Source organism: Amycolatopsis samaneae (assembly GCF_039541975.1).
Lineage (GTDB): Bacteria > Actinomycetota > Actinomycetes > Mycobacteriales > Pseudonocardiaceae > Amycolatopsis > Amycolatopsis samaneae.
In genome coordinates, this window is the sequence record NZ_BAABHG010000011.1 from 1 (window position 1) to 22,972 (window position 22,972).

At 71.0% G+C, this 22,972-nt stretch carries 21 protein-coding genes; 10 read left to right on the forward strand and 11 right to left on the reverse strand.

Annotation, left to right across the window (positions count from 1 at the left end; all coding sequences use genetic code 11):
* The 5 genes from ABD987_RS27720 to ABD987_RS27740 all read right to left on the reverse strand — a co-directional run.
* Positions 1-845: universal stress protein (locus ABD987_RS27720; protein WP_345400005.1), on the reverse strand; the 845-nt coding region annotated here is incomplete at its 3' end.
* The gene (locus ABD987_RS27725) at positions 842-1,462 is read right to left on the reverse strand and encodes a CBS domain-containing protein (RefSeq protein ID WP_345400010.1); all 621 of its coding nucleotides are present in this window, start codon (positions 1,460-1,462) and stop codon (positions 842-844) included. The genes ABD987_RS27720 and ABD987_RS27725, both read right to left, overlap by 4 nt.
* 88 nt (positions 1,463-1,550) lie before the next feature.
* The gene (locus ABD987_RS27730) at positions 1,551-2,768 is read right to left on the reverse strand and encodes a CHAD domain-containing protein (protein ID WP_345400013.1); all 1,218 of its coding nucleotides are present in this window, start codon (positions 2,766-2,768) and stop codon (positions 1,551-1,553) included.
* Entirely contained in the window at positions 2,765-3,670 is a 906-nt protein-coding gene (locus ABD987_RS27735) for a universal stress protein (RefSeq protein ID WP_345400016.1), read from the reverse strand. The genes ABD987_RS27730 and ABD987_RS27735 overlap by 4 nt, the downstream gene beginning before the upstream one ends.
* A complete protein-coding gene (locus ABD987_RS27740) occupies positions 3,657-3,854 on the reverse strand; it encodes a DUF1918 domain-containing protein (protein ID WP_345400019.1) in 198 nt (65 codons plus the stop codon). Before ABD987_RS27740 ends, ABD987_RS27735 begins: the two co-directional genes overlap by 14 nt.
* Positions 3,855-4,186: 332 nt before the next feature.
* Between ABD987_RS27740 and ABD987_RS27745 the strand changes: the two genes are divergently transcribed.
* Both ABD987_RS27745 and ABD987_RS27750 read left to right on the forward strand, forming a co-directional pair.
* On the forward strand, positions 4,187-4,873 hold the full coding sequence (locus ABD987_RS27745) for a CBS domain-containing protein (protein ID WP_345400022.1): 687 nt from the start codon (positions 4,187-4,189) through the stop codon (positions 4,871-4,873).
* Between the two features lie 25 nt (positions 4,874-4,898).
* A complete protein-coding gene (locus ABD987_RS27750; RefSeq protein WP_345400025.1) occupies positions 4,899-5,480 on the forward strand; it encodes a hypothetical protein in 582 nt (193 codons plus the stop codon).
* A gap of 53 nt (positions 5,481-5,533) precedes the next feature.
* Here the strand turns inward: ABD987_RS27750 and ABD987_RS27755 are convergent, their stop codons facing one another.
* Positions 5,534-6,634: an acetate/propionate family kinase gene (locus ABD987_RS27755; protein WP_345400028.1), complete on the reverse strand. Its 1,101-nt coding sequence runs from the start codon at positions 6,632-6,634 to the stop codon at positions 5,534-5,536.
* Positions 6,635-6,714: 80 nt separating this feature from the next.
* Positions 6,715-7,122, reverse strand: a complete 408-nt coding sequence (locus ABD987_RS27760; RefSeq protein ID WP_345400031.1) for an Hsp20/alpha crystallin family protein — start codon at positions 7,120-7,122, stop codon at positions 6,715-6,717.
* Between the two features lie 168 nt (positions 7,123-7,290).
* On the opposite strand from ABD987_RS27760, the gene ABD987_RS27765 reads away from it, so the two are divergent.
* The gene (locus tag ABD987_RS27765; RefSeq protein ID WP_345400034.1) at positions 7,291-8,193 is read left to right on the forward strand and encodes a universal stress protein; all 903 of its coding nucleotides are present in this window, start codon (positions 7,291-7,293) and stop codon (positions 8,191-8,193) included.
* A 507-nt stretch (positions 8,194-8,700) separates the two neighbouring features.
* Here the strand turns inward: ABD987_RS27765 and ABD987_RS27770 are convergent.
* Positions 8,701-10,281 carry a hypothetical protein gene (locus ABD987_RS27770; RefSeq protein WP_345400037.1) on the reverse strand — a complete coding sequence of 527 codons (1,581 nt, stop codon included), beginning with the start codon at positions 10,279-10,281 and terminating at the stop codon, positions 8,701-8,703.
* Positions 10,282-11,650: 1,369 nt separating this feature from the next.
* Between ABD987_RS27770 and ABD987_RS27775 the strand changes: the two genes are divergently transcribed.
* Both ABD987_RS27775 and ABD987_RS27780 read left to right on the forward strand, forming a co-directional pair.
* Positions 11,651-12,220, forward strand: coding sequence for a GAF domain-containing protein (locus ABD987_RS27775; protein ID WP_345400040.1), 570 nt, complete (start codon positions 11,651-11,653; stop codon positions 12,218-12,220).
* Positions 12,221-12,878: 658 nt separating this feature from the next.
* Entirely contained in the window at positions 12,879-13,346 is a 468-nt protein-coding gene (locus ABD987_RS27780; protein WP_378213995.1) for a sigma-70 family RNA polymerase sigma factor, read from the forward strand.
* A 41-nt stretch (positions 13,347-13,387) separates the two neighbouring features.
* Here the strand turns inward: ABD987_RS27780 and ABD987_RS27785 are convergent, their stop codons facing one another.
* Positions 13,388-13,804, reverse strand: a complete 417-nt coding sequence (locus tag ABD987_RS27785; RefSeq protein WP_345400046.1) for a hypothetical protein — start codon at positions 13,802-13,804, stop codon at positions 13,388-13,390.
* Positions 13,805-13,992: 188 nt separating this feature from the next.
* On the opposite strand from ABD987_RS27785, the gene ABD987_RS27790 reads away from it, so the two are divergent.
* The 5 genes from ABD987_RS27790 (at position 13,993) to ABD987_RS27810 (ending at position 19,591) form a co-directional block, all read left to right on the forward strand.
* Positions 13,993-14,268: a PLD nuclease N-terminal domain-containing protein gene (locus tag ABD987_RS27790; RefSeq protein WP_345400049.1), complete on the forward strand. Its 276-nt coding sequence runs from the start codon at positions 13,993-13,995 to the stop codon at positions 14,266-14,268.
* Positions 14,269-14,272: 4 nt separating this feature from the next.
* Positions 14,273-14,941, forward strand: a complete 669-nt coding sequence (locus ABD987_RS27795) for a response regulator transcription factor (RefSeq protein ID WP_345400052.1) — start codon at positions 14,273-14,275, stop codon at positions 14,939-14,941.
* On the forward strand, positions 14,941-16,155 hold the full coding sequence (locus ABD987_RS27800; protein WP_345400054.1) for a sensor histidine kinase: 1,215 nt from the start codon (positions 14,941-14,943) through the stop codon (positions 16,153-16,155). Before ABD987_RS27795 ends, ABD987_RS27800 begins: the two co-directional genes overlap by 1 nt.
* Positions 16,156-16,252: 97 nt before the next feature.
* Positions 16,253-16,786 carry a DUF2231 domain-containing protein gene (locus ABD987_RS27805; RefSeq protein ID WP_345400057.1) on the forward strand — a complete coding sequence of 178 codons (534 nt, stop codon included), beginning with the start codon at positions 16,253-16,255 and terminating at the stop codon, positions 16,784-16,786.
* Between the two features lie 81 nt (positions 16,787-16,867).
* Positions 16,868-19,591, forward strand: a complete 2,724-nt coding sequence (locus tag ABD987_RS27810) for a cation-translocating P-type ATPase (protein ID WP_345400060.1) — start codon at positions 16,868-16,870, stop codon at positions 19,589-19,591.
* A 40-nt stretch (positions 19,592-19,631) separates the two neighbouring features.
* On the opposite strand, the gene ABD987_RS27815 is transcribed toward ABD987_RS27810, so the two are convergent.
* Together ABD987_RS27815 and ABD987_RS27820 are read right to left on the reverse strand one after the other, a co-directional pair.
* Positions 19,632-20,009, reverse strand: coding sequence for a hypothetical protein (locus ABD987_RS27815; RefSeq protein ID WP_345400063.1), 378 nt, complete (start codon positions 20,007-20,009; stop codon positions 19,632-19,634).
* Between the two features lie 422 nt (positions 20,010-20,431).
* Positions 20,432-22,720: a heavy metal translocating P-type ATPase gene (locus ABD987_RS27820; protein ID WP_345400736.1), complete on the reverse strand. Its 2,289-nt coding sequence runs from the start codon at positions 22,718-22,720 to the stop codon at positions 20,432-20,434.
* Positions 22,721-22,972: the final 252 nt, after the last annotated feature.

Below are 22,972 nucleotides of genomic sequence, written 5' to 3' on the forward strand. Positions count from 1 at the left end.
TGCTGCACCAGCGCCTGCCCGGTGGAGCCGAGCAGCATCCCGGTGAAGCCGCCACGCCCGTGGCTGCCGACCACCACCAGCCGGGCCCGCCCGGACAACTCCAGCAGCGCGTGCCGCGGCCGGTCGAGCCGGAGGTCGCGGCGGATCTCGACGCCGGGGTACTTCTCCTGCCAGCCCGCCAGTCGCTCGGCCAGCAGCCGTTCCTCGTCGTCCCGCAAGGATTCCCACTGCGGCAGCAGCCGGGCCGTGCCCCGCGTCGACTCGTAGACGACGTCACTCCATGCGTGCAGTGCCACCAGCGGCGCGTTCCGCAGTGACGCTTCCTCGAAGGCGATGGCGAGAGCGCGCTCGCTGATCGGGCTGCCGTCGATCCCGACCACCACCGGGCCGTCCACCGGCACCTCCTCGGCAACGCCCCGGCCCCGGACCACCGCGACCGGGCAGTGCGCGTGCCCGACCACCGCCGAGATCGTCGAACCCAGCACGGTCGAGAGGAACTGTCCGCGTCCGGCACTGCCCATGACCAGCATCCGCGCGTTACGGGACTGCTCGATCAGCAACGGCACCGGTGCCTCCGCCCACGTCCTGCCCTCGACCCGGAGGCCCGGACGCACCGACAGCGCGGTGCCCTCCGCCTGCCGGACGAAACCCTCACTCGCCTTCCGCAGGTCGTCCAGCATGCTCTCGCCGACGGCGAGACCACCGCCGTAGTACAGCCCGGCGATGTTGGCCGCGCTCACGATCCGCAGCACATCGCCGTGGATCGCCGCCGTACGCGCTGCCCAGACCACGGCCCGTTCCGCGCCGGCCGAGCCGTCGGTACCCACCAGGATGGTGTCGCTCATCGAGAACTCCCTTCGTGTTCGGAAACGACCTGGGCAGCCACCACGCCGGGCACTGCCTGGGCCAGCAAGGTCGCCACGTGCCGGTCGGTTTCGTCGTCATAGGCGTCGACCACCCGGACGACGCCGTCCTTCACCCGCACGTTCCAGCGCCCCTGCCCGCCATAGATCTCCAAGTGGTGACGGACGTCGGCCAGGATCGCCCGATCGTCCCTGGCCAGCACCCGGACGATGTCGCCACGGGTCACGATGCCGAGCACCTTCGCCCCGTCCACGATCGGCATCGCGCGGATGCCCGCGTCGACCAGTGCCCGGCTGAGGTCGGCGACATCGCTGCCCGGCGACATCCCGGTCACCGGCGTGGTCATCAGCGCCCCGACCGTCGTTCCGGGATCCTTGTGCGGGGGCTGCCGCTCCCCGCCGGAGCCGTGGCGCGCATCGGCGGGCACCCGGTCACGGATCAGATCGGCTTCGGTGACGATGCCGATCAGGCACTCGTCGTCGTCCACCACCGGAAGTGCGGTGAATCCATGCAGTGAAAGGATTTCCGCCGCCTCCTTAGCCGTCGTCGACGGGGTTACGGTGCGCACTGGTGAGGTCATCACGTCACGGGCTCGCATGGGCTACCTCCCTGCTCGCGGCCTTATTCCGACGGTATTCCAGGCGGTTCCCGCCACGCCGCGTGCCTTCGTCACCACCGGCCGGGACCTACGTCCCTTCAGTCCACAGTGGACTTGAAGCCGAATGCACCGCCCGCCAGGCTCCCGGGATCCGTGCCGCTGTTTCCTCGACGGCTTCGCGCTCGGCGCGAAGGAGCTTCTCGAACGTGACCGGGTCCTCGCCTGCCTCGATGGCCTGCGCGGTGAGCCTGCGCAGGTGCGCTTGCGCCAGCACCGCGGTGTGGTGCTCTTCGAGCAGGGCCGTGACAGCGTCGAGCCGCGCGGCGACCTGCGAGGGCTCGGCTCCGGCCGGAAAACTCGCGTCGCGGAGGCAGCGGAACTTCTCGACGGCGTGGCGCACGTGACTCAGCTCGCGGTCCCGCCCCGGCGTGCGCGCGGCCGCGCGGAGGTGCCGGGTCGCCTTTGCCGCCCACGGCGCGGCCAGGCCGGGAAGCTCGGTTTCGGCCGGACGCCGTGCGGCTTTCGCCCACCGCCTCGACGGCGTCTCCGCCAACACCACCTCCAGCACGTCGAGCGCATCGAGCACCTGGAGGTAGCGCCTCGACCCGATCGCGCCGAACACGCGGGCCCGGCCGTCGGTGACGAAGGACCCGGCGATGCGCTCTCGCGTGTGGTCATGGGCCGAATGCGCGGGCACGGCGGTCAGCCGTCGCCGCAGGCGCGGAGCCAGCACCTCGGTACCGCGGGCCGGTGCGAGTTCACCGGCGAACCAATGCAACTCCCGCCGGATTCCCGCGCCCAGTCGTCGTCCCCCGAGTACCGGAGCGCCGGCACCGAGCAAACCGCGAGTCCGTCTGGCGGCATCTCGCAGGTGGGTGACCGCGGCGGGCTCACCGAGCCGGACATCGACATCGGCCTCGGCGAGCGTATCGATCGAGGAACGCAAGGCTACGAGAAGCCTACCCCGTGCCGAGCCGTCGGGCGGCCTCTCGGGGCGCACAAGCCGCTGTCCGAGGGCATGTACGACCGCCGCGACCCCGGCACATTCCCCGGCTTGAACAGCCTCCGTAGCAACCGGTTCGAGTCCGGCGCCCCGGGTGAGCGCCCCGACCAGCCAGGCCACCCCCGCGGTATCGGCCGCGGCGTACGGCAGCAGGACGCAACGCCGTCGCGAATACAACCGCCACTCCCCGTTCTGCCGCGACAGCGCGAAACCTCGCCCGAGCAGCCCGAGCCCGGCGGTATCGAAGAATTCGGCCACCGAGCCCACGGGCAGCGGCCGCCGAGGCGCGGGGAGCGCCGTCATGACCCCGCGTCCACCGAACGGACGACCGCCACCGGACACGGCGAATGGGCCAGCAACGCCTGGCTCGTCGAGCCGAGCATCATGCCATCGAACCCACCCCGGCCTCGCGAGCCGACCGCGAGCAGCCGCGCGCGATCGGCGCGGGCCAGCAGTGTCCGAACCGGACGTCCACACGCGACAACCCGCTCGATCACGACGTCCGGATACTTCTCCTGCCAGCCCGCCAGCTGCTCGGCCAGCACCCGGCGCTCCTCCTGCTCGACCTCGACCGGGTCGAGCGCCAAGGGGTGTGGCCGTGGCACGCCGTCGATCAGCGCCGGGTTCCAGGTATGCACCGCCACCAGCGGCGCCCGTCGCCACGATGCCTCCTCACAGGCGAACTCCAGTGCGTTCGTACTGTCCGCCGCCCCGTCGAGCCCGACGACGACGGGGCCGGAGGCCGCCGCCGGAGAACTCTGCGTTCCGCCGCGTACCACGATCACCGGGCAGTGACCGCGCATCGCCACCGCGGCCGCGGTCGCCCCCGCCTGCCGACCGGTGCGGCCGCCCAGTCCCCGGGAACCCAGGATGACCAGACTTGCCCGCTCGGACTCCTGCACCAGCGCGGCGACCGGGTGCCATTCCCGCGCCGCGAGCTGTACGGGTCGCTGCGGGTACAGAGCGGTCACCGACTTCCTCACCGCTTCCAGCCGGGTCCTCGCCCTGGCTTCCAGCCCATCCCGCATCCCTTGGACGGCACCGGTGATCGAACCCACCCCGGCTTCCGGCACCGTATACACACTGACCAGCCGCAGGGGCAGGCCGCGGTGCGCCGCTTCCTCGGCTGCCCAGACCGCGGCCAGCCGCGCGGCCTCGGAACCGTCGACGCCGACGACGACGGCGCGCTCGCTAACGGGTCGCATGGCTCGGCTCCACCACCGCGTCCGGGCCGGGAAACACCGTCGACACGTGGTCGTCGCTGAGCCAGCGAACCACATACGGCGGCGACCCGTCCTCGGACCGGACCTCGAGGATCTGTCCGCGCTGCACCGGGCTGTCGACCCGGTATCCCTTGATCACCAGCCAGTCCCCGGGATGGGCACGCATGACGCCTCCTGTTCGCCGATTCACCTCAGGCTCGCTCGTACCGGCGTGGGTGACCTAGAGCAGAACGGCCCGCGACAGACGGCGAAAGTCACCGGCCTCTCCACCGAACACGCGTGTCGTCCGGCTGAGTACGCGTGTCGTCCCTTCCCCAGCGTCGGGAACCGGACGACACGCGTACCGGAACGGACGACACGGCACCTCGGACCGGCTCCGGAGGTCCCCGCTATCCGGGACCAACGGCTCCAGAGCGCTCGTCCCCGGCGGACCTAGCGTGGCATCAGGCAACGGCCGGGAGCCGGATCGGGCTCGTGGCGGGCCGATCGGAGGACATGATGCACGAACCCGTTTCCGACGTCATGACGGCGAACCCGGTCACCGTGACCCCAAAGACGTCCTACAAGCACATCGCGCGGCTGCTGGCCGAACGACGGATCAGCGCCGTGCCCGTCGTCGACGACGACGGCGCGCCGCTCGGCGTCGTTTCCGAGGCCGACCTGCTCGCCCGGCTCCGCGCCAACCCGGCCGAGCCGCGACCGGGACTGCTCGCCTGCGGCCGCACACGCCGGGAATGGACCAAGGCACACGCACTCGTCGCCGAAGACCTGATGACCGCCCCCGCACACACCATCGCCGCGGACGACGCCGTCCAGGTCGCGGCGATCCGGCTCGCCCACGCCGGCCTCCGCCGTCTGTTCGTCGTCGCGGACGGCCGCCTCGTCGGTGTCGTTTCCCGGCGCGACCTGCTCGGCCGGTACTGCCGACCCGACCAGGACATCCACACCGACATCCAACGCACCGTCCTTCAGCAATCCCTTTGGGCGACACCCGAACAAGCCACAGTCACCGTCGACAACGGCGTCGTGACCCTCGTCGGACGACTCCAGAGCCGCGGTGAGGTCACCCGGGCCGGTCTGCTCGCCGCCCGGGTGCCCGGCGTCATCGACGTCCACAACCGGCTCGACTTCGTCTGGGACGACGAAGGTGACCACCACTTCCAGCCATCCACGCAGGGCAGCTGAACCACCCATTTCGAGGAGGAAGCCAATGTCCGTCACCAAGAATCGCGCGCACCACGAATCCGCCCACGTACCCATCCAGCGGCCCGGCCCCGACAACGGCCGTCGCGCGCTGGCCGTACTCCGCGTCGCGACGGGGCTGCTGTTCCTGTGGGCGTTCCTGGACAAGACCTTCGGGTGGGGGTATTCGACCACCTCGGCCAACGCCTGGGTCAACGGCGGCTCCCCCACCCGAGGTTTCCTCGGCCACGTCGATGTCGGCCCGTTCGCCGGCACTCTGCGCTCCTGGGCCGGGGACTGGTGGGCCGACTGGCTGTTCATGATCGGGCTGGCCGGGATCGGCGTGGCGGTCACGCTCGGGATCGGGCTGCGAATCTCAGCGACGGCCGGGACGATCATGATGCTGCTGATGTGGGCCGCCGAATGGCCGCCGGCCCGCACCACGGCCGGCGGCAAGCCCAGCCTTTCGACCAACCCGGTCATCGACTACCACCTCGTCTACGCCCTCGTACTCATCGCACTCGCGCTGACGCTGGCGGGCACCACCTGGGGATTCGGCCGCCGTTGGGCCGAACTGTCCTTCGTGGACCGGAACCGGTGGCTCCGCTGAGTCGGCAGGGAAGGTGACGGCGGTGTGCGCACAGGCACACCGCCGTCACCCGTTCACCCGGTCCGAGCGTGCGTGAGCGTCCGCTCGGCACCGCGTGCGAGCTCGAGATCCTCCCGCGCCATCAGCACCATCGACGCGACCGAAACGCCGTCGGGGCTGATGACCCGGTCCCCCGTCCCGGCGCAGCGGGCCGGGTCCACCACGATTCCCAGCAACCTCAGCCCGTCGGCCAGACGTTCGACCAGTTCGGGACAGTGCTCGGCTACTCCTCCGGTGAACACGATCGCGTCCAGCCGCGGCAGGCTCATCGCCACACCGCCGATCTCGCGGCGCAGCCGGTGCAGGTAGACCTCCAGCGCCAGCACCGCGTCCGGCTCGCCCGCCTTGACAGCGGCCCGCACCTCCCGCAGATCCCCGCTGGTCCCGCTCATCCCGGCCAGCCCCGACCGCCGGTACAGCGCGTCGGCCATCCCGGCGGGCGACATCGACGCCGCCTCCATCACATACAACAGCAGCCCCGGATCCACCGTCCCGGACCGCGTCGCCATCGCCGGCCCCTCCAGCGGCGTGAATCCCATACTGGTGTCGACACCGCGGCCCCCGTGAATCGCGGTCACCGAGACCCCTGCCCCGAGATGGCAGCACACCAGCCGCGCCACGGCGGGATCGAGATCGAGCATGGCCACGGCCCGGCGCGCGACGTACTGACACGACAGGCCATGAAAGCCGTAACGACGGAGACGGCCCTGCCGGGTCCACTCGCGTGGCAACGGATAGTGGGCAGCGGCCTCCGGCAGGTCGACGTGGAACGCCGTGTCGAAGCACGCGACCACCGGCGTCGCCCGGTACACGTTTCGCGCCGCGCGGGCGATCGCGACCGACTGCGGCTGATGCAGCGGCGCGAACCGGCCGAGTCGCTCCAGCGCGTCGAGCAGTTCTTCGTCCACGAGCGCGGGCTCGCGACGCGACCCCCCGTGCACGAACCGCACGGCCACCGCGTCGACCTCCCGCCACCGCCCGACCGCGTCGGCGATGGTCCTCTCGTCCACTGTGGACCCATTGGTCTCCCAGGCCGACCAGCCCACCGCCGTCCCGTCGACGACCAACGCGGCTTTGACGCTCGAAGAGCCCGGGTTGAGGGTAAGTACACGCATCACGACCTCCTCGACCTGCCTCCGCGCACAACGCCGGACGGGTACGGCCGTCCAGCCGCACCCGCCCGGTGTGCCCGATCTCAGGCCTTCGTCACGTCGATCTTGACTTCCTTCTGCTGTGTCTGCTCGTGGTGCGGCATCGTGACCTCGAGGATGCCGTCCGCGTAGCTCGCGCTCACCTTCGCCGTGTCGACGCCCTGTGGCAGGGGCAGCGTGCGGCTGAACTTGCCGTAGAAGAACTCGCTGCGACCGTGCTCGATCTCCCTCGCCTCCCGTTCCGCGCTGATGGTGAGCAGGCCGTGGTGTGTGGTCACCGAAATGTGTTTCTCCGGGTCGAAGCCCGGCAACTCCGCGCGGACGACGTACTTGCCGTCAGTGTCGGACTCCTCGACCCGAACCGGGTTGTGCCCGGCGAACGGCCACGGATTCTCCAACCAGGCGGCGATGCTCGGCAGGGCGAACCGGGGCGCCGGTACCAATGCGGTCATGATCCCTTCTCTCCTTCGTGGCAACGTCCTTCCGGCCTCCAGCCAACTCCGGGACACGACCGAGCGCAGCAGCCGGAAGTCCCTACGCGATGGGACCAACGACAGTCGTCCGCGCCCCGGCACGTGTCTAGCTTCGAAGCATCAGCTGCGCGGAGACAGGAGCACAGGATGAACACCCCGGAATCCGGCACCGCGGCGATCGTCGCCGGGGTCGACGGCACCCCTGGATCGACCGACGCCGTGTGCTGGGCCGCCACCACCGCCGCGAACCGGGGCGTCCCGCTCGTCCTCGCCCATGGCCTCGGCACCGCCGAGCTGTACCGCGGGCAGGTGGTGCCCCCGCCCGAGCACCTGGTGCTCGAGCTCCGCAACCGCGGCCATCAACTGCTCCGGCAGGCACGGAACGCCGCGAAGGCGACGGCCGACGCCGAAGTCCACCTGCGGTTGAGCGAGGACACCGCGGCGGCGGCCCTGCTCGAACTGTCCGGAGAGGCGCGGATGATCGTGCTGGGCGCTTCCGAGCACACCCGGGTGGGCGCCGTCTTCGGTGATTCGGTCACGCTCGCACTGGCGGCGCACGCGCACTGCCCGGTCGTCTCGGTTCGCGGCGGCGCCCCGGCCGCCTCGACGGCCACACTGCCGGTGGTGGTCGGCGTGGACGGCACCCCACTCAGCGAACACGCGGTCGCGACCGCGTTCGCCGAGGCGTCCGCCCGCGACACCTACCTCGTCGCCGTGCACGCCTGGGGAACCGATCAGACCACCCGCGTCTTCGGCGAAGTCGCGGCCTACTACGCCTGGTCCCCCTCCGTCGAAAGTGAAACCGCCGTCCTGGCCGAGCGCCTCGCCGGCTGGCACGAGCGTTATCCCGACCTCGACGTCCAGCGCGTCGTCGTCCGCGACGAACCGCGCACCGCGCTTCTCCAGTGGAGTCACAAGGCTCAGCTCCTCGTGGTCGGCAGCCGAGGTCGCGGCGGATTCGCCGGGCTCCTTCTCGGCTCCACCAGCCAGGCTCTCCTCCGCCACGCCTCCTGCCCCGTACTCATCGCCACCGAGGCCGCGACGATCTGATTCGCGTCCGGTCACCTTCCTGAGACCGCCGCCGGTGCCTGGCCGGCATCGCGGACGACTTGACGGTGACCCGCATCGGACAGCCACCTTTTCCAGCGGCGCTCTGGCATCTGGGCTTGGCGGCGGAGCGCAGCGCACGTCGGTAGCCGGGCCGAGAAACCCTTGGCCGAACGCGCCGAGCAGGGGAGTCAGCCCCCTGTCAACGGAAAACGACCGTGCATCGGGCCGGACCTGTTTGTGCTGCGCCTCGGTATCGGACACGCGCCTCTTCCTTTCGGTCTCCCGTCACGGACACGCCCATTGATCCCGGTTTCGAACACGGTTTCGTACCACGGGACTCGCTTTTTTGCCCCCGAGGAAGGCGTCCGGTGCTCCGCGCGCCCTCCCGGTGCCGTCAACACCTTCTTCCTGATCGGGGACAGTCAGGAAGAAGGTGTTGACGGCAGACCGTCGGCCCGGCCGTCGGCCGGCGCGACGTGTGGAATTGGCGTGTCGCTTCGTGTCCTGTCAGCTGGTTCGGCGCCTGCTGCCCAGGAGGAGGGCCACACCGGTGACGAAGGTCAGCAGGCCACCCAGGGCGAGCCAGCCGACGCTTACGCCGGTCGTGGCGAGCGGTTGTGGCTGGGTGAGCACCGCTGGTGCCGGCACGACGTCATGGGCAGGCCGCACGGGCGCGGGGGCGGGTGGTTCGGCGCCGCGGCCGGGTGGTGGGCTCGGCGCCGGCTCCGGGTCGGGCTGGTAGGGACCGGGTTCCACGATGACGGTGTAGGGCGGTCTGGAGCCGTCGTCACCGCCGTGGACGAGGAAGACGGGCGTCCTGCCGTAGTGGCCCCGCCAGGGGCCTATCAAGCCGAGATCGTAGCGGTCGGCAGGCAGGTCGTAGAAGACGAACAATCCGTTCGTGTCGGTCACGGCACGGGCCACGATCTGGCCGCTGACCTGGTTGCGCAGGTAGACCTTGACCGAGGGAACCGGGTCGTAGCGCGGCCAGCACCCGCATGGGGACGGGACCGGGGTGAGAAGCAGTCCGACCACTTTGGACGCACGGGCGCCGGGGACCCGGGCCGTCGCCGTCACCGTCACGACGCCGCCGTGGCCCGCTGCCTGCCAGACCCAGCAGCTCAGCTCCAGGTAGCCGTCGTTCGCAGCCGACGCGTCGACCGGGACGGTGAGCTGGAAGGTCCGTGAGGACGCGGCCGGGAGGGTCGCGCCCGGTCCTGAACTGTCGAGCTCGCCTGCGTCGACCGGCCCACCGTTGCTTACCAGGCAGCGGGCGGTCAACCCGGGGACCGAGCCGCGGCCGCTGTTGGTGAGCGTGATCGCCATCCGAGCGATGTCACCCCGGGCGTAGGTGGGGGCGGCGAACCGGGCACTGCCGGCCAGCCATCCGGTGGTGTCGTACTCGCCGCGTAGTGCCACGTCGGGCACATGCGTGTCGTCCACCTCAACGGTGGCGCCGGTGAAGATCCAGTCGTGGTTGTCGACGTAGACGCTCCAGGTGCCGGCGAGCAGATCGTGGAAGGCGAAGCGACCCTCGTGGTCGGTCACCGTCTCGTAGAAGCCCAGCGGGCCTCCCGAAGCGAGCACACGGAGACCGGCGAGCGCTTCACCCGGATCCAGCGTGTGATTCCAGTTGCGGTCGCCATAGGCGACGCCGGTGAAACCGCCGCGCACCACGATGAGCGCCGCGGTGACGGTGACCGTGTTGTTCGCGGGGTTCGCGTCCGGTTCCGCGGAGCCGACCGTGACGGTCAGCCGCACCACGCCCTCGGACACATCCGCCACCCAGGCCAGGGCGGCGCCCATCGCCGATTGGCCGGGTGCGAGGGTGACTTCCCTGCCGGTGAAGCCATCCCAGTCGTGGTTCGTCAGGTTGCCGGACGAGGACAGTCTCACCGCGGTCGCCGGCCCGGTCCCGGCGTTCACGACGGTCGCCGTGGCCCTGACCAGGTCCTGCGGGTGGTAGGAGGGTCTGTCGAGCACCACGGTGAGGCGCAGGTCAGGCTGTTCCCGCGGGGCGGTGGGGGACGGTTTGACCGAGGTGCCAGGAGCGGTGGTCGGTGCCGGCCTGGCAGAGGGTGCGGCCACCGCCGACGATGGCGCCGGCGCCGACGGTGGCACCGTCTTGGCCGGTGGCGCCGGCTTCCCCGAAGTCGGGGGCAGCGTGGGCTTCGAAGGCGGGGCCGGTGCCGAGGGCGCCGGCGGCTTGGAGGCCGGCGAACCGGCCGAGGGCGTGGGCGGGGAGACGGATGCGGTTCCCTCGCCGAACGCCGGTCCCGCCGACACTCCCAGAAACACCGCGACGGCCAGCGCGAGAGCAGTAGCCGTCCGGAACGACCGTTCCATGCGCCCTCCTCTTTTCTCGGCCACCAACGTTCGCAGGCGACCCAGTCCGGGCGAAGAGCCCATCGACCCATGGGACAGGGACCTTCTTCCCCACCTCACCGGCGGACCTCACACAAGACGCGAGACCCGGCTCCGCAGTGACCACCATGGTCCACGTCCGTCACACCGACAGGACCGTTCCGGTGTTCGGTCGCCGACGAAGCGAAGACGTGCGATCGCCTCGTTCGCACCAGGCGGAGAACCGGTCGTCAACCTTGTCGGGCCACTCGCCGAACATGGCGCGGCACGGGGCGGGCGGAAGAACAGTATTGTCTACTATGGACTCCGATCATGCCGGGCCGTGGAGATACCGGGGCTATCCAGAGCTTGGGCCTGGTCGGCGTGCTTGCGTGACAGGCCTTGAAGAACAGCAGGCTCTCCCGCCAGGAACGGCCGACTCCGGCGACGGCGACGCCGGGGAACCGAACCCGAGGCCGTGGTCACGTACGGTCGTAGCGAAGGCGCTGCGGGGAGGCGCCCTTCGACCATGCCGAGTGGCCCACTTCGCCGCCGGTTGCCGGAAGTCCTCCGCCCGGCGGCATTATCGGCCGACGTTATGAGTACCGGGGGTACTCACGCCAAATGTCGCACATAGGACATGCTTAAGGTGTCGCGCAGTCTCGCGAGGCGCGATGTCACCAGGAACCGCCCTGGCGGACTTCGCGTCACACGGAAGGTAATGGGCATGCTCGTGACCTCGGCCGCGGCGAACCGTTCCCGAAACGCCGCGCCGGCAACCGATGTCGCCCTTCTCTCCGCCGATGGCGTCTCCTCACGTTCCTCGCACGGACGCGGGCCGGGCCTCGACGGGTACCTCCCGGCCGTACGGCGCGCGCCTCTTCGCACGCATCGGCGAAGAACTTCGCCGTACCAGAGTCGCCGGCTGTGCCAGGTGCCCGCCAGGCCGACCGGGCGAACCGGGTCCACATCGGACTGAACGGTCGCACGGGTACCACTCGTTCCGCTCAAGGCGCGGCAGCTGCGCGAACCGCTACCCCGCGGGGCGACCGCCCGCGTGCCTTCATGAGTTTCCGCTTCCCGAGACAGGGTCTAGTCGTTGCACTGCGAAACCGTGGCCGACACCATCCTCGGCACCAGCGAATGGCGTCCAGGCTCACCGACGCACCGGGAAGCGATCCGCCTGTTGCTCGGCCTTGCCGACGCCGGCGCGATCACCGACCACGACGACTTCCTCCGCGGGCTCGCCCACCAGTGCGTCGACCTGGTCCCGGCGATCGCCGCGACGGTACTGGTGACCGATGCTACCGTCCGGTCCATCGGCTACGGAGCCTATCCCGGCTGGGCGCAGGCCGAGCGCGTACTGTGCCTCACCGGACCGGTGCTCGAAGCCAGCAGGACAGGCGCCGCGGTGGAGGTCCTCGACCTCGATTCCTCGAGCCGGTGGCCCAGCTTTCCCAGCCTGACCAGAAGATACGGCATCAACGCGGTGCGCGCGCTGCCCATCCCACTGGGCGAGCACCGACGCGGTGCCATCGCGCTGCTGGCCAAGAGCGCCGATTTCAGCCATGCCGCCCGCGAGCGGGGCGCACTGCTCGCCGAAGCGGCGGGCATCGGCCTGCGTAGCTGGTACGCGCTGCGTGGGCCGCGAGCCGACCAGGTGCGAGACGTCCCTGCGTCGTGACGATTCGGCCGCACGCGCGCACCGTGGTGCAGTCACGGCGATCCCGCCCCTGAGCCGAAGCCGTCCCGAGGACATGGCAGCCGCGAGCATTTTCCGGCGCACCACCACGCGGCGATCATGCGCATATCGGATATCCAACCGCCCGGAACCACCGATACGGCTACCTGGCCAACACACGCAAGCGCATTCCCGTAGCCGGCATCACACACCAGGCTATTTATGCCGTCACCGAACACAAGACACACGACAACAAGTCTCCTGAAAATCAGTCGACATCGACTTTTGGTCACCGCCACGTATACCAAATCGTTGCCGCTTCAACGTGATCAACAAGGCGTCCGAATGCCATAGCCCATTGCCCACATTTGGCCGATACGGAAGGATGATCTCAGTCGCGCGAGGCGCCCGAGACCCCGACGTTCGCGCACTCCCCCAGCAGGTCCGGACCGGCCGATTCAGGAGATCGGCCGGGGAGAAGGGATGCCCGAAAATGATTCAGAAACTCGGTCAGGCCCCACTCCCAACCCAGCGATCCGCGAACACGGTTTCTCCCGTTGACTCCTCACTCCTGCGATCAGCCGCACGCGGGGAACCAGCCGCCGTGCACTCTCTGATACAGCAAGTACGCCCCATTGTCTTTCGTTACTGCCTACACAGGATGCGCAACCAGGAAATCGGCTCGTTCGGAGTCGAGGACTGCGTCCAGGAGATTCTGCTGGCAGTAACACTGGCTCTGCCCCATTACGAGAAGGAGGCCGACAAATTCTTCGCGTTCGTCTTCGGCATCGCCGCGCACAAGGTCTCCGACTACTACCGGAGACGCGCGCGCGAAGTGCACACTTTCCCTACTGACATTCTCGACTTCGTGACCCCGAGCCCGCATTCCTCCCCTGACACGATCGGCTTTCTCGAACATAAAATCGCGGCCCAGGATCTACTCACCAAACTGCCGAAGCTGCACGCACAGGTGCTCGCGCTCCGCACGATCTTCGGATTCACGGCCGAGGAGACGGCCAGGCTGCTGGATATGCCGAGCGCGGGCGCGGTCCGGGTCACCCAGTGCAGGGCGCTGTCCCGGCTCCGCCAGTTGCTGACGGCGCAAGGCTTGTCCAGCCGAAACAGCTGAAAGACCACTGTGGACAATTGACTTCCCGGCCTGGCCGGCGCTCACGGATCCGCGGCACGACGCGTCGCCGAACGGCTACTGCTCTCAGCCGGCCTCCCCCGCCGCCGTGGGAACGCGCGTTCCCGCGGCGGCGCGAACATCGCGCAGCCGCTCACGCTGCTGCCGAACCAGCAGGGCGAGCAGCACCGTCGGCGCACCCCCTCCACCGGCCCGGCGACCGCCCGGATAGTCGTCGGCGTCGCCGACATGCCACGAGTCGGCGTCGCGGTAACCGAGCCGGCGAGCGAGCGAACGCCATTCGACACCGCGGACGTCGACCAGCTCTTCCCCGAAACAGGCCAGTCGTTCGGCGTGCCTGCGCTGCCAGGCCCCACGACCGGCCCGGCGGCGTCGTGCGCGTCCAGCAGCACCTTGATCATGCGCCGGGTCTGCGCGTGCGGCTCCTCGGTACCGGACATGCACCTCTCCCTCTCGATCTCCCATCACGGACACGCCCACTGATCTCGGTTTCGAACACGATTTCGTGTCACCGAATTCACCTCGCACCCAGACCTGTCGCCGAGCGGTCGAGCCGGCGGTGACCTCCGCCCCTATCCACCGCCGGCCGCGACAAGGAGCCTGGAAAGCCCATCCCCGAGGAGATGTCATGCCCAGCCGCCACGGTCCCGCCGGACACACCAAGCACGAACACCTCATGCTGGCATTCGCCACCGGCGTGCAACTCACCCTCGCCGCCCTCGCCTGGACCGACCTCGCGATAAGGCCCGCCGCCGAGATCCGCGGGCCGAAACGCCGCTGGGCGTGGATCATCGCGATCAACTTCGCGGGCCCGCTGGCCTATCTCGTCTACGGCCGCAGGCCGATCGACCCCGCCGCGCCGGGGCCGGCTGCCCCGCCCATCCCGGCACCGAGACCACAATGAGCGCATGAACGCAGCCGCGCCGAGTGTCCTGCTGGTCGAAGACGAGACCCGGCTCGCGGACATGCTGTGCCGCCTGCTTGTCGACGAGGGCTATCGGGTCGACATCGCCGCCGACGGCCAGCGCGGGCTCCACCTGGGACTGACCCGTGGCTACGACGTCCTCGTACTCGACCGCGGGCTGCCCGCGATCGACGGGCTGGACCTGCTGACGCGGCTTCGGCTCAAAGGGGTGACCACGCCGACGCTGGTGCTCTCGGCGCTCGGCCTTCCCGCGGACCGGGTGGCCGGTCTCGACGCCGGGGCCGAGGACTACCTCGCCAAGCCGTTCGACATCGACGAGCTGCTCGCCCGGCTCAGGGCGCTGCGGCGACGTCATCTCGACGCGGCCCGCACGCTCCCCCTCCCCGGCGGCGCGCTCGACCTCGACACCCGCCTCGCGTCCGTCGGCGGCCAGCCACCGGTCCGGCTGTCGGAACGGGAGTGTGCCTTGCTGGCATCGCTCGCGGCCCGGCCATCGCGGGTCTTCTCGCGGGCCGAGCTGCTGGAACTGGTCTTCGATGACGCGGACAGCGAGGTCACGGTCGACACCTATGTGCACTACCTGCGCCGGAAACTGGGCACACGGGCCGTGGACACCGTGCGTGGCCGCGGCTACCAGCTCGGGACCCGGTGATGCGGCGGCGCCCGGCACGCACGGCCGACGCGGCGATGGTGCGCCGTGCCTCCCTGCGGGTCGGTCTGCAGACCGCCGGGGCCGTGGCACTGACCGTGATCGCACTGGTCGGCGTCGCCGTGCTGGTCGTGCTGCGCGACCAGCACCAGTCCCAGAACGAGCTGCTGAGCGCCACGATCGCCAGGGCCGACGACGTGGACGATCCGCCGGCCGGTGTCTGGCTCGTACTCCAGAACATCCGCGGGCGCCAGGCCACCGCAGGACTGCCCGCCGGGTTCCCCCAGGAGGACGACCTGCGCGCCGCCTCGGCCGGAGAGGTCCGGAGCCGGGAGGTGACCACGGAACGGGTCGAGTACGAGGTGCGCACCGAACCCCACGACGGCGGTGTGGTCCAGGCGATCCTCAGCCTGCGCACGGCACACCGGGAGCGCGACCGGCTTGTCCGGATCCTGCTCGGCTGCGGGGTGGCCGGGCTGCTTCTCGCCGCCGTCGCCGGTGCGTGGCTGGGCCGTCGCGCGGTCATCCCGCTGGCGCGGTCCCTGTCCCTGCAGCGGCGGTTCGTCGCCGACGCCGGACATGAGCTACGGACGCCGCTGACGTTGCTGAGCACCCGCGCGCAGCTCATCCGGCGAGAGCTGGACCGCGACGACGGACGCGCCACCGTACGGTCCGAAGTGGACGGTCTGGTGACCGACGCGGACCGGCTGGCCGCGATCCTCGACGATCTCCTGATCGCCGCGGACCCCCGCGGCGGCTCCGCCCGGGGTCCGGTGCGGTTCGCCGATCTCGTCGGCCAGGAGGTCGAGGCGGCGAGGCCACTCGCCGATCAGCGGGGCATCCGGCTGCGCCTCGAACGGGAACCCGGCGATCCCGTCGTCGACGGGTTCGACGCGGGCCTCCGGCGCGCGGTCGGCGCGCTGCTGGACAACGCGATCCGGCACGCCGCCGGTGAGGTGGTCGCGACGGAGACCACGCAGGGGAACCGGATCGTCCTGACCGTCGCCGACGACGGCCCCGGCATCGACCCCGCCGTCCTGCCCCGGCTGTTCGAGCGGTTCGTGTCCGGTGAACGGAGGCACACCGGTACCGGGCCCCGGCGCTACGGCCTCGGCCTCGCGCTGGTCGCCGAGGTCGTGGCCCGGCACGGCGGGACGGTGTCCGCGCACAACGAGAACGACGGTGCGGTCTTTCGGGTCACGCTTCCGCGTGGGTGAACCCGCAGGGCCGTTCGGCCGCGCCGTTCCAAGAATTCTCCCAAGATCACCCGGCAGACTCGGGTGTGCCGGATCACCGTCCGATCGGAGTCTCCGCATGCCCGTGTTCATCACCGGACTTCCCCTGCACGTCCTCGTCGTGCACGCCGTGGTCGTGCTCGTCCCGCTCGCGGTGCTGGCTTCGATCGTCGTGGCGGCCTGGCCGGCGGCACGACGGCGGTATGGCTGGCCGGCAGTGGGCTTCGCACTGGTGGCGACCGCGCTCATCCCGATCGCCACCGGGAGCGGCGAGGATCTGCGGGACCGCCTCGTGCCCACCGACCTGATCCGCCAGCACGCCCATCTCGGCGACCAGCTGCTCGTGTTCGTGGCCGCGCTGTTCGTTCTCGTCACCGCCCTGGTCGGCTTCGATCACCACCGCCGGCGGCTGGCCGAAAAGGCCTCGGTCGAGCAATCCGAGCCCGTCCCGGCTCGGGGCAGAAAAGCGGTGGTCGTCGTGCTGGCCGTGCTCACCGTGGGTTTCGGCGCGACGTCGGCGGTGCAGGTCGTACGTATCGGGGACTCCGGTGCGCGCGCCGCGTGGGCACGGACCCAGTACGTCGCACCGCAGCCCCACCACCGCAACGGCTGACCGCGCAGTAGAGCATTCCGGCCCGGCCGGATGGGCCTTGGCCTCTATCTCGTTCGGGCCGGTCCTCGGGATTCTCGGCGCATGACGATCGACAGCGACGTCCAGGCCGAGGATCCCCGCGAACCGACCGACCGGTTGCTGCGCGACCTGCGAACCCGTCCGGAAGGACTCTCCCACCGCGAGGCGGCCCGGCGCCTGGTGGTGCACGGGCCGAACGAACTGTCCCGGCGTCGCCAGGGCAACTGGGCGACCCGGCTGCTTCGCCAGTTCACCCATCCCCTCGCCCTGCTGCTCTGGCTCGCGGCGGCACTCGCGGTGATCTCCGGCACGACGGTGCTCGGCATCGCGATCGTGACCGTCATCGTGCTCAACGCCGCGCTCGCCTTCCTCCAGGAACGCCAGGCCGAGCGAGCGGTCGAGGCGCTGGCCGGTTACCTCTCGGCCAAGGCCAAGGTGATCCGCGACGGCACCCGAACCGTGGTGGAAGCCCGAGACGTGGTCCCCGGCGACATCCTGCTCGTCGAGGAGGGCGACCGCGTCCCGGCCGACCTCCGGATGCTCCACGGCGCCGTGGAGGTCGATCTGTCCACTTTGACCGGAGAGTCCCTGCCGGCCTATCGCGCGGCCGACCTGACCGATGTGGACGGTTCACTCCTCGACGCCCGCGACCTGCTGTTCAGCGGAACCAGCTGCACCGGCGGGGAAACCACGGGCGTGGTCTTCGCCACCGGCATGCGTACCGAACTGGGCCGTATCGCGGCGCTCTCCCAACGGGTCGGCCGCGACGAAAGCCCGCTCGAGAAGCAGGTCAAGCGGGTCGCCTGGCTCATCGCGCTGGTCGCGGTGGGCGTGGGGGCCGCTTTCCTGCCGCTCGGCGCGTTCATCGCCGGCCTGCCGCTGACCGACGCCGCCAACTTCGCGATCGGGCTCCTGGTGGCGAACGTCCCGGAAGGACTGCTCCCCACCATCACGTTGGCGCTGGCCGTGGGTGTCCGGGTGCTCGCCCGAAGCGGTGCTGTGGTGAAGCGGCTTTCCGCCGTCGAGACGCTCGGCTCGACGTCGGTGATCTGCACCGACAAGACCGGGACCCTGACCCAGAACCGCATGCGGGTCACCGAGGTCTGGACCCCGGCGGGCGACTTCGAGCCCGAGCGCGCACCCGGGTCCCCCGCCGCCTCGTCGCTGGCCGAGACACTCGCCTCGTGCACGAGCGCGGAGTTCGATCCGGACCACCCCGGCACGGCCACCGGGGATCCGACCGAGATCGCCCTGCTGCGCACCGCCGCGGCCTGGGGAGCGGATGTCTCCCTCGCCCGCCGGGACCGGCGACGGGTGCGGTTGTTCCACTTCGACCCCGCACTCCGCCTCATGTCCACTGTGGACGATGAAGGGGGAGGGAAGTCGGTCAACACCAAGGGCGCGCCCGAGGAAGTACTGGCCAGAGCCACCCGGATCGTCACCGCGGACGGCTCATCGAGGCCCTTGGGCCCCGCCGACCGGGTGGAACTCACCGAGCTGATCACCCGATACGCTTCGCGTGGGTTACGGCTCCTCGCGATAGCCCGGCGCGACCTCCGGCCGGACGAGCCGGTGCCCGGCAACCGGGAAGACGCCGAACGCGATCTGGTCCTGCTCGGCGTGGTGGCGATGTTCGACCCGCCCCGGCCGGAGGTGGCCGACGCGGTCGCCCGCTGTCACACCGCCGGAGTACGTCTCGTCGTCGTCACCGGGGACCATCCGCTGACCGCGGCCGAGATCGCCCGGCAGGTCGGTATCGCGCGCAACGGCAGCACGGTGATCACCGGCGCCGACCTCGACGCGATGAGCGAAGAAAAGCTCGACGAACTCCTCGGTGATGGGCAGGAACTCATCTTCGCGAGGACGTCGCCGGAGGCGAAGCTGCGGATCGCCGACGCGTTACGCGCCCAGGGCAACGTCGTCGCGATGACCGGCGACGGTGTCAACGACGCCCCCGCGCTGCGCCGGGCCGACATCGGCGTCGCCATGGGCCGCGCGGGCACGGACGTCGCGCGGGAGTCGGCCACGATGGTGCTCACCGACGACAACTTCGCGACCATCGTTTCCGCGGTCGAAGAGGGACGGCGGGTGTATGACAACGTCCGCAAGTTCATCGTCTACATCTTCGCCCACGCCACGCCCGAGGTCGTCCCGTTCCTGCTGTTCGCCCTTTCCGGCGGCCAGATCCCGCTGCCGCTGACCGTGCTCCAGATCCTCGCCATCGACCTCGGCACCGAAACACTGCCCGCGCTCGCGCTGGGCCGGGAACCGGCCGAGCCCGGCTTGATGCGGCGCCCGCCGCGGCGCCGCACCGCCGGGGTCATCGACGCCCGGATGCTCGGCAGGGCGTGGGGCCTGCTCGGCGGGGTCTCCACCGTGCTGGTCCTCGGCGGGTTCTTCCTGACGCTGCTGGCCGGTGGCTGGTACCCGGGCGCCCCGGTCGGCGAGGGCCAGCCGTTGCACCACCTCTGGGAGCAGGCGACCACCATGACGTTCCTCGGAATCGTGGCCTGCCAGCTCGGCACCGCGTTCGCCGCACGCACCCAGCACGCCTCGCTGCGCGCGATCGGGTTCTTCAGCAACCGGTTGCTGCTGTGGGGCATCGTGTTCGAAGTGCTGTTCGCGGCGGCGGTCGTCACGCTCCCGCCGCTGCGGCACGTGTTCGGAACCGCGCTCCCTTCGGCGCGGGACCTCGCGCTCCTGCCGTTGTTCGCCCTCCTGGTCTGGGGAGCCGACGAACTCTGGCGGTGGCGCGGACGCTCCCGTACGGAACGGCGCCTCGGCTGATTCCCGGTCCCTGTCCATCCACTTCGGACACTCCGTGCCGCTAGCGCCGCCTCCGTCGTTGCGCGAGGCCGAGAACCAGTCCGAGCCCGATGGCGAGGACGAACAAACCTACTCGCAACGGCCAGCTCGTCTCGCTCCCCGCCTCGGCCGGTACGGCGGGCGGTACGGGCGATGAAGGCCGGGATACCGCGGCCGGGGTCGTGACGGCCCCGGTGGTGGCGCTCTCCACCTCCTGACCCGGCTCGACCCGCCCGCCGGACGGGAACAGCGGCGTCCCCACCCGGCTCGGCAGGTTGCCGGCGGAGGCTGTCGGCGCGCCGGACCGGGCGTTCCCGGCCGGCACGGGCCCCGCCGAGGCGGCGAGGCACAGCATGACGATCGGCACCACGAGCGCGGCGAGCCGGGGTGATCGGGACATCGGCTTTCCTCCTGTCTGGTTCGATCCGACGGTGCCGGAGGCGGGAACGCGTCGATAGAGCCGAATAGCCCCGGCTCGGCGGACGAACAGTGCCTGGCCGCACCCGTCGCGAACGGGACACTGTGGACAGTCGAGCCCCGGCGACCGGCGTACTGGCCCCTTGTCCTCGGGGTGTTCCCTGCCGCAGCATGGAAACCGAGGAAGCCACCACGGGAATCGGATTCATCACGCGACAGGTCGCCCCCGCCCGCTTGGCGCCGCCGGTGCCGGACGAATCGATGTCCCGTGCCTTCCTGGACACCGACACGGCCACCGACCGGCACGATTTCCCGCTTCGGTGCCGATCTCCCGGCGTCCCCTGAACACGTCGGTGCGGGCGGGCCGCGCGGGCCCGAGACGCCCCGCCCGCACCGGCCTTCCAGCTAGTCGCGAACCCGCGGCGCGAGGGTGAAATACGCCTCTTCCTCCTGGGTGAAATGCAGTGTCAGTACCGCGTCCAGGCCGTAGAGCGTGGCCCGCAGATCGTCGACCTGGTCGGGCTGGATGCCGGCCGGGGCCTCGGCCAGGTGCCTGCCGAGTCGGCGCACCAGCCGCTCGATCTCGGTGTGGGCCCTGCTCATCGTCATCGTGCTCTCCGGCCCGCCCAGCACGCCGGCCAGCGCCGGGTACAACTGGGTCTCCTCGGCGAACTCGTGCGGCAACAGGCGGTCGGTCAGCAGCCGGTGTGCCTCCCGCACGGCCTCGTCCGCCGCGGGACCCGCGCCCTCGGCGAGGGCGTCCGCAGCCCGCCGGACCGCCGCACGCGTCGGCAACAGGGTCTCGTGCTCGTCCGCGAACCGGCGCAGCAGCACCGTCGGACGTGCCGGAGGGCGCCACGTCATCGGCCCGCGAACGGCACGCAGCGCGTTGAGGATCACCGCGACGTCGATGGCCTCCTGCACCAGCGCGCCCGCGACGGGAACGAGCAGGCCGAACGCGGCCAGCGCCATGGCGGCCACCGAAAGGAGCGTGCCCAGTCCCGCGCTCTGGACCGCGAGGCGCCGGGCACGGCGGGCGATCTCGACGGCGTCGGCCAGCCGGTCGATCCGGTCGTCGACGATCACCGCGTCCGCCGCCTTCGCGGCCGCGGTCGAGCCCCGGGAGCCGAGCGCGATCCCGATGTCGGCCGCCGCCAGCGCCGGAGCGTCGTTGACGCCGTCGCCGACCATGGCGGTGGTCCCGTGTTCGCGTTCGGCACGGACCACGGTGATCTTGTCCGCCGGGGCCGCCTCGGCCTTGACCTCGTCCAGCCCGAGCAGCGCCGCGACCTCCGTGGCGTTGTCCACCCGGTCGCCGGTGAGCAGCACGATGTGCCAGAGCCCGGCCGCGCGCAGCCGCCGGATCGTCCGGGCCGCGTCCGGACGTACCCGGTCACGGACCAGCAGAGCGGCATAAGGCTCGTCGTCGGTCACGACCCAGATCACGGTGGCGAGGTCGAGCCGTCCGCGCCGCGCGGCGCCCGCGGCCCACGGCGGAAGCACAGTGGCGTCTTCGAGCTTCCCGACCCACACCGGACGTCCCTCGACGATGCCGCTCGCACCGTGTCCGGCCCGCTCCGTGACGGACTCCGCGGCCGGTGGTGTCACGCCCGCGCGACGCGCTGCCCGCAGCACCGCGCCCGCGAGTACATGCGGCGAGTACCGCTCCACCGCCGCTGCCTCGGCAAGAGCCTCGTCCGGCCGCACTCCCGGCGCACACACGATGTCGACGACCTCCGGCCTGCCCGCGGTCACCGTGCCCGTCTTGTCCATGGCGAGACTGCGGACCCGCCCCAGCGTCTCCAGCGCCGCCCCGCCCTTGACCACCACGCCCGAACGCGAGGCCCGGGACAGCCCGCCGGTCACGGCCACCGGGACCGCGAGCAGCAACGGGCACGGCGTCGCGGTCACCAGCACCGCCACCGCGCGCTCCGGGTCCCCGGTGAGCACCCAGGCCACCGCGGCGATCAGCAGCGAAGCGGGCAGGAACCACACGGCGATCCGATCCGCCAGCCGCGCCACCGGGGCCGTGTCCACCGCCGCCTGCTCGGCCAGCCGCACCATCCCGGCGTAGGTGCTGGCCTCCGCCGTGGCGGTGGCGCGGAGGTCGGCCGCACCGCCCGCGTTCACCACCCCGCTGCGGACCGGCTCCCCCGCCGTGCGGGAGATCGGGACCGCTTCGCCGGTCACCGCCGACTCGTCGAACTGCCCGCCGTCCAGCACCACGCCATCGACGGGAACGATCTCACCGGGAAGGACCACCACCACGTCGCCGACGGCGACCTCGGCCACCGGGACGACCTCCACCTCCGCGCCCGACCGCACACGTGCCCGGCTCGGCGCCCGTTCCAGCAACGCGGAAAGGTCCCGTCCCGCCCGCCGAGCGGCCCCCGCTTCCAGCATCCGGCCGGTGGCGACCATCGCGGCGATGATCGCGCCCGCCAGGTACTCGCCGACCGCGACCGTGCCGCCGAGTGCCAGGACCGCGAGCAGGTCCGCGCCCCACCGCCCGGCGCGGAGGTCGGCGACCACCCACACCACCGCGGGCACCAGCGCGGCCGCCGCGGCGCCCGCCCACAGCACCGAAGCGGTCACCACCGCCGAACAGAGCCATGCCAGCCCGCCGAGGGCGAGGAGGAGCACGACACCGGTGAGCAGCACCAGCTCAGCCGGGTAACGCCGGACGCCGCCCACGCTCACCACCGCCTCCTCGAAGATTCCGCCTCCAGGGTCGGCGCGATCGCGCGCGCCGTTCCAGGGCACCGAGTCCCCGGAGACGGGGACGTTCTGCCCTAACCCCGGAGTGCCGCCGGGGCGAACCCTGGTCCGGTCGGCTCCGGCGACGACCGGAGCCGAACATCCATAGTGGACAGTAAGTACGATGGACCTGTTCCGCCGGACCTGGACTGCCTCCCGCAGGCAGGCCGCCCCGCGTTCGACGAGCAG

Excerpts from the sequence above, each read along its gene's own strand:
- ABD987_RS27760 (WP_345400031.1), bottom strand. The coding sequence starts at position 7,122 with ATGACCGCATTGGTACCGGCGCCCCGGTTCGCCCTGCCGAGCATCGCC.
- ABD987_RS27790 (WP_345400049.1), top strand. The coding sequence starts at position 13,993 with ATGCCCAGCCGCCACGGTCCCGCCGGACACACCAAGCACGAACACCTC.
- ABD987_RS27785 (WP_345400046.1), bottom strand. The coding sequence starts at position 13,804 with ATGTCCGGTACCGAGGAGCCGCACGCGCAGACCCGGCGCATGATCAAG.
- ABD987_RS27815 (WP_345400063.1), bottom strand. The coding sequence starts at position 20,009 with ATGTCCCGATCACCCCGGCTCGCCGCGCTCGTGGTGCCGATCGTCATG.
- ABD987_RS27800 (WP_345400054.1), top strand. The coding sequence starts at position 14,941 with ATGCGGCGGCGCCCGGCACGCACGGCCGACGCGGCGATGGTGCGCCGT.
- ABD987_RS27730 (WP_345400013.1), bottom strand. The coding sequence starts at position 2,768 with ATGACGGCGCTCCCCGCGCCTCGGCGGCCGCTGCCCGTGGGCTCGGTG.
- ABD987_RS27755 (WP_345400028.1), bottom strand. The coding sequence starts at position 6,634 with ATGCGTGTACTTACCCTCAACCCGGGCTCTTCGAGCGTCAAAGCCGCG.
- ABD987_RS27745 (WP_345400022.1), top strand. The coding sequence starts at position 4,187 with ATGCACGAACCCGTTTCCGACGTCATGACGGCGAACCCGGTCACCGTG.
- ABD987_RS27735 (WP_345400016.1), bottom strand. The coding sequence starts at position 3,670 with ATGCGACCCGTTAGCGAGCGCGCCGTCGTCGTCGGCGTCGACGGTTCC.
- ABD987_RS27805 (WP_345400057.1), top strand. The coding sequence starts at position 16,253 with ATGCCCGTGTTCATCACCGGACTTCCCCTGCACGTCCTCGTCGTGCAC.
- ABD987_RS27780 (WP_378213995.1), top strand. The coding sequence starts at position 12,879 with ATGCGCAACCAGGAAATCGGCTCGTTCGGAGTCGAGGACTGCGTCCAG.
- ABD987_RS27795 (WP_345400052.1), top strand. The coding sequence starts at position 14,273 with ATGAACGCAGCCGCGCCGAGTGTCCTGCTGGTCGAAGACGAGACCCGG.
- ABD987_RS27740 (WP_345400019.1), bottom strand. The coding sequence starts at position 3,854 with ATGCGTGCCCATCCCGGGGACTGGCTGGTGATCAAGGGATACCGGGTC.
- ABD987_RS27765 (WP_345400034.1), top strand. The coding sequence starts at position 7,291 with ATGAACACCCCGGAATCCGGCACCGCGGCGATCGTCGCCGGGGTCGAC.
- ABD987_RS27810 (WP_345400060.1), top strand. The coding sequence starts at position 16,868 with ATGACGATCGACAGCGACGTCCAGGCCGAGGATCCCCGCGAACCGACC.
- ABD987_RS27725 (WP_345400010.1), bottom strand. The coding sequence starts at position 1,462 with ATGCGAGCCCGTGACGTGATGACCTCACCAGTGCGCACCGTAACCCCG.
- ABD987_RS27750 (WP_345400025.1), top strand. The coding sequence starts at position 4,899 with ATGTCCGTCACCAAGAATCGCGCGCACCACGAATCCGCCCACGTACCC.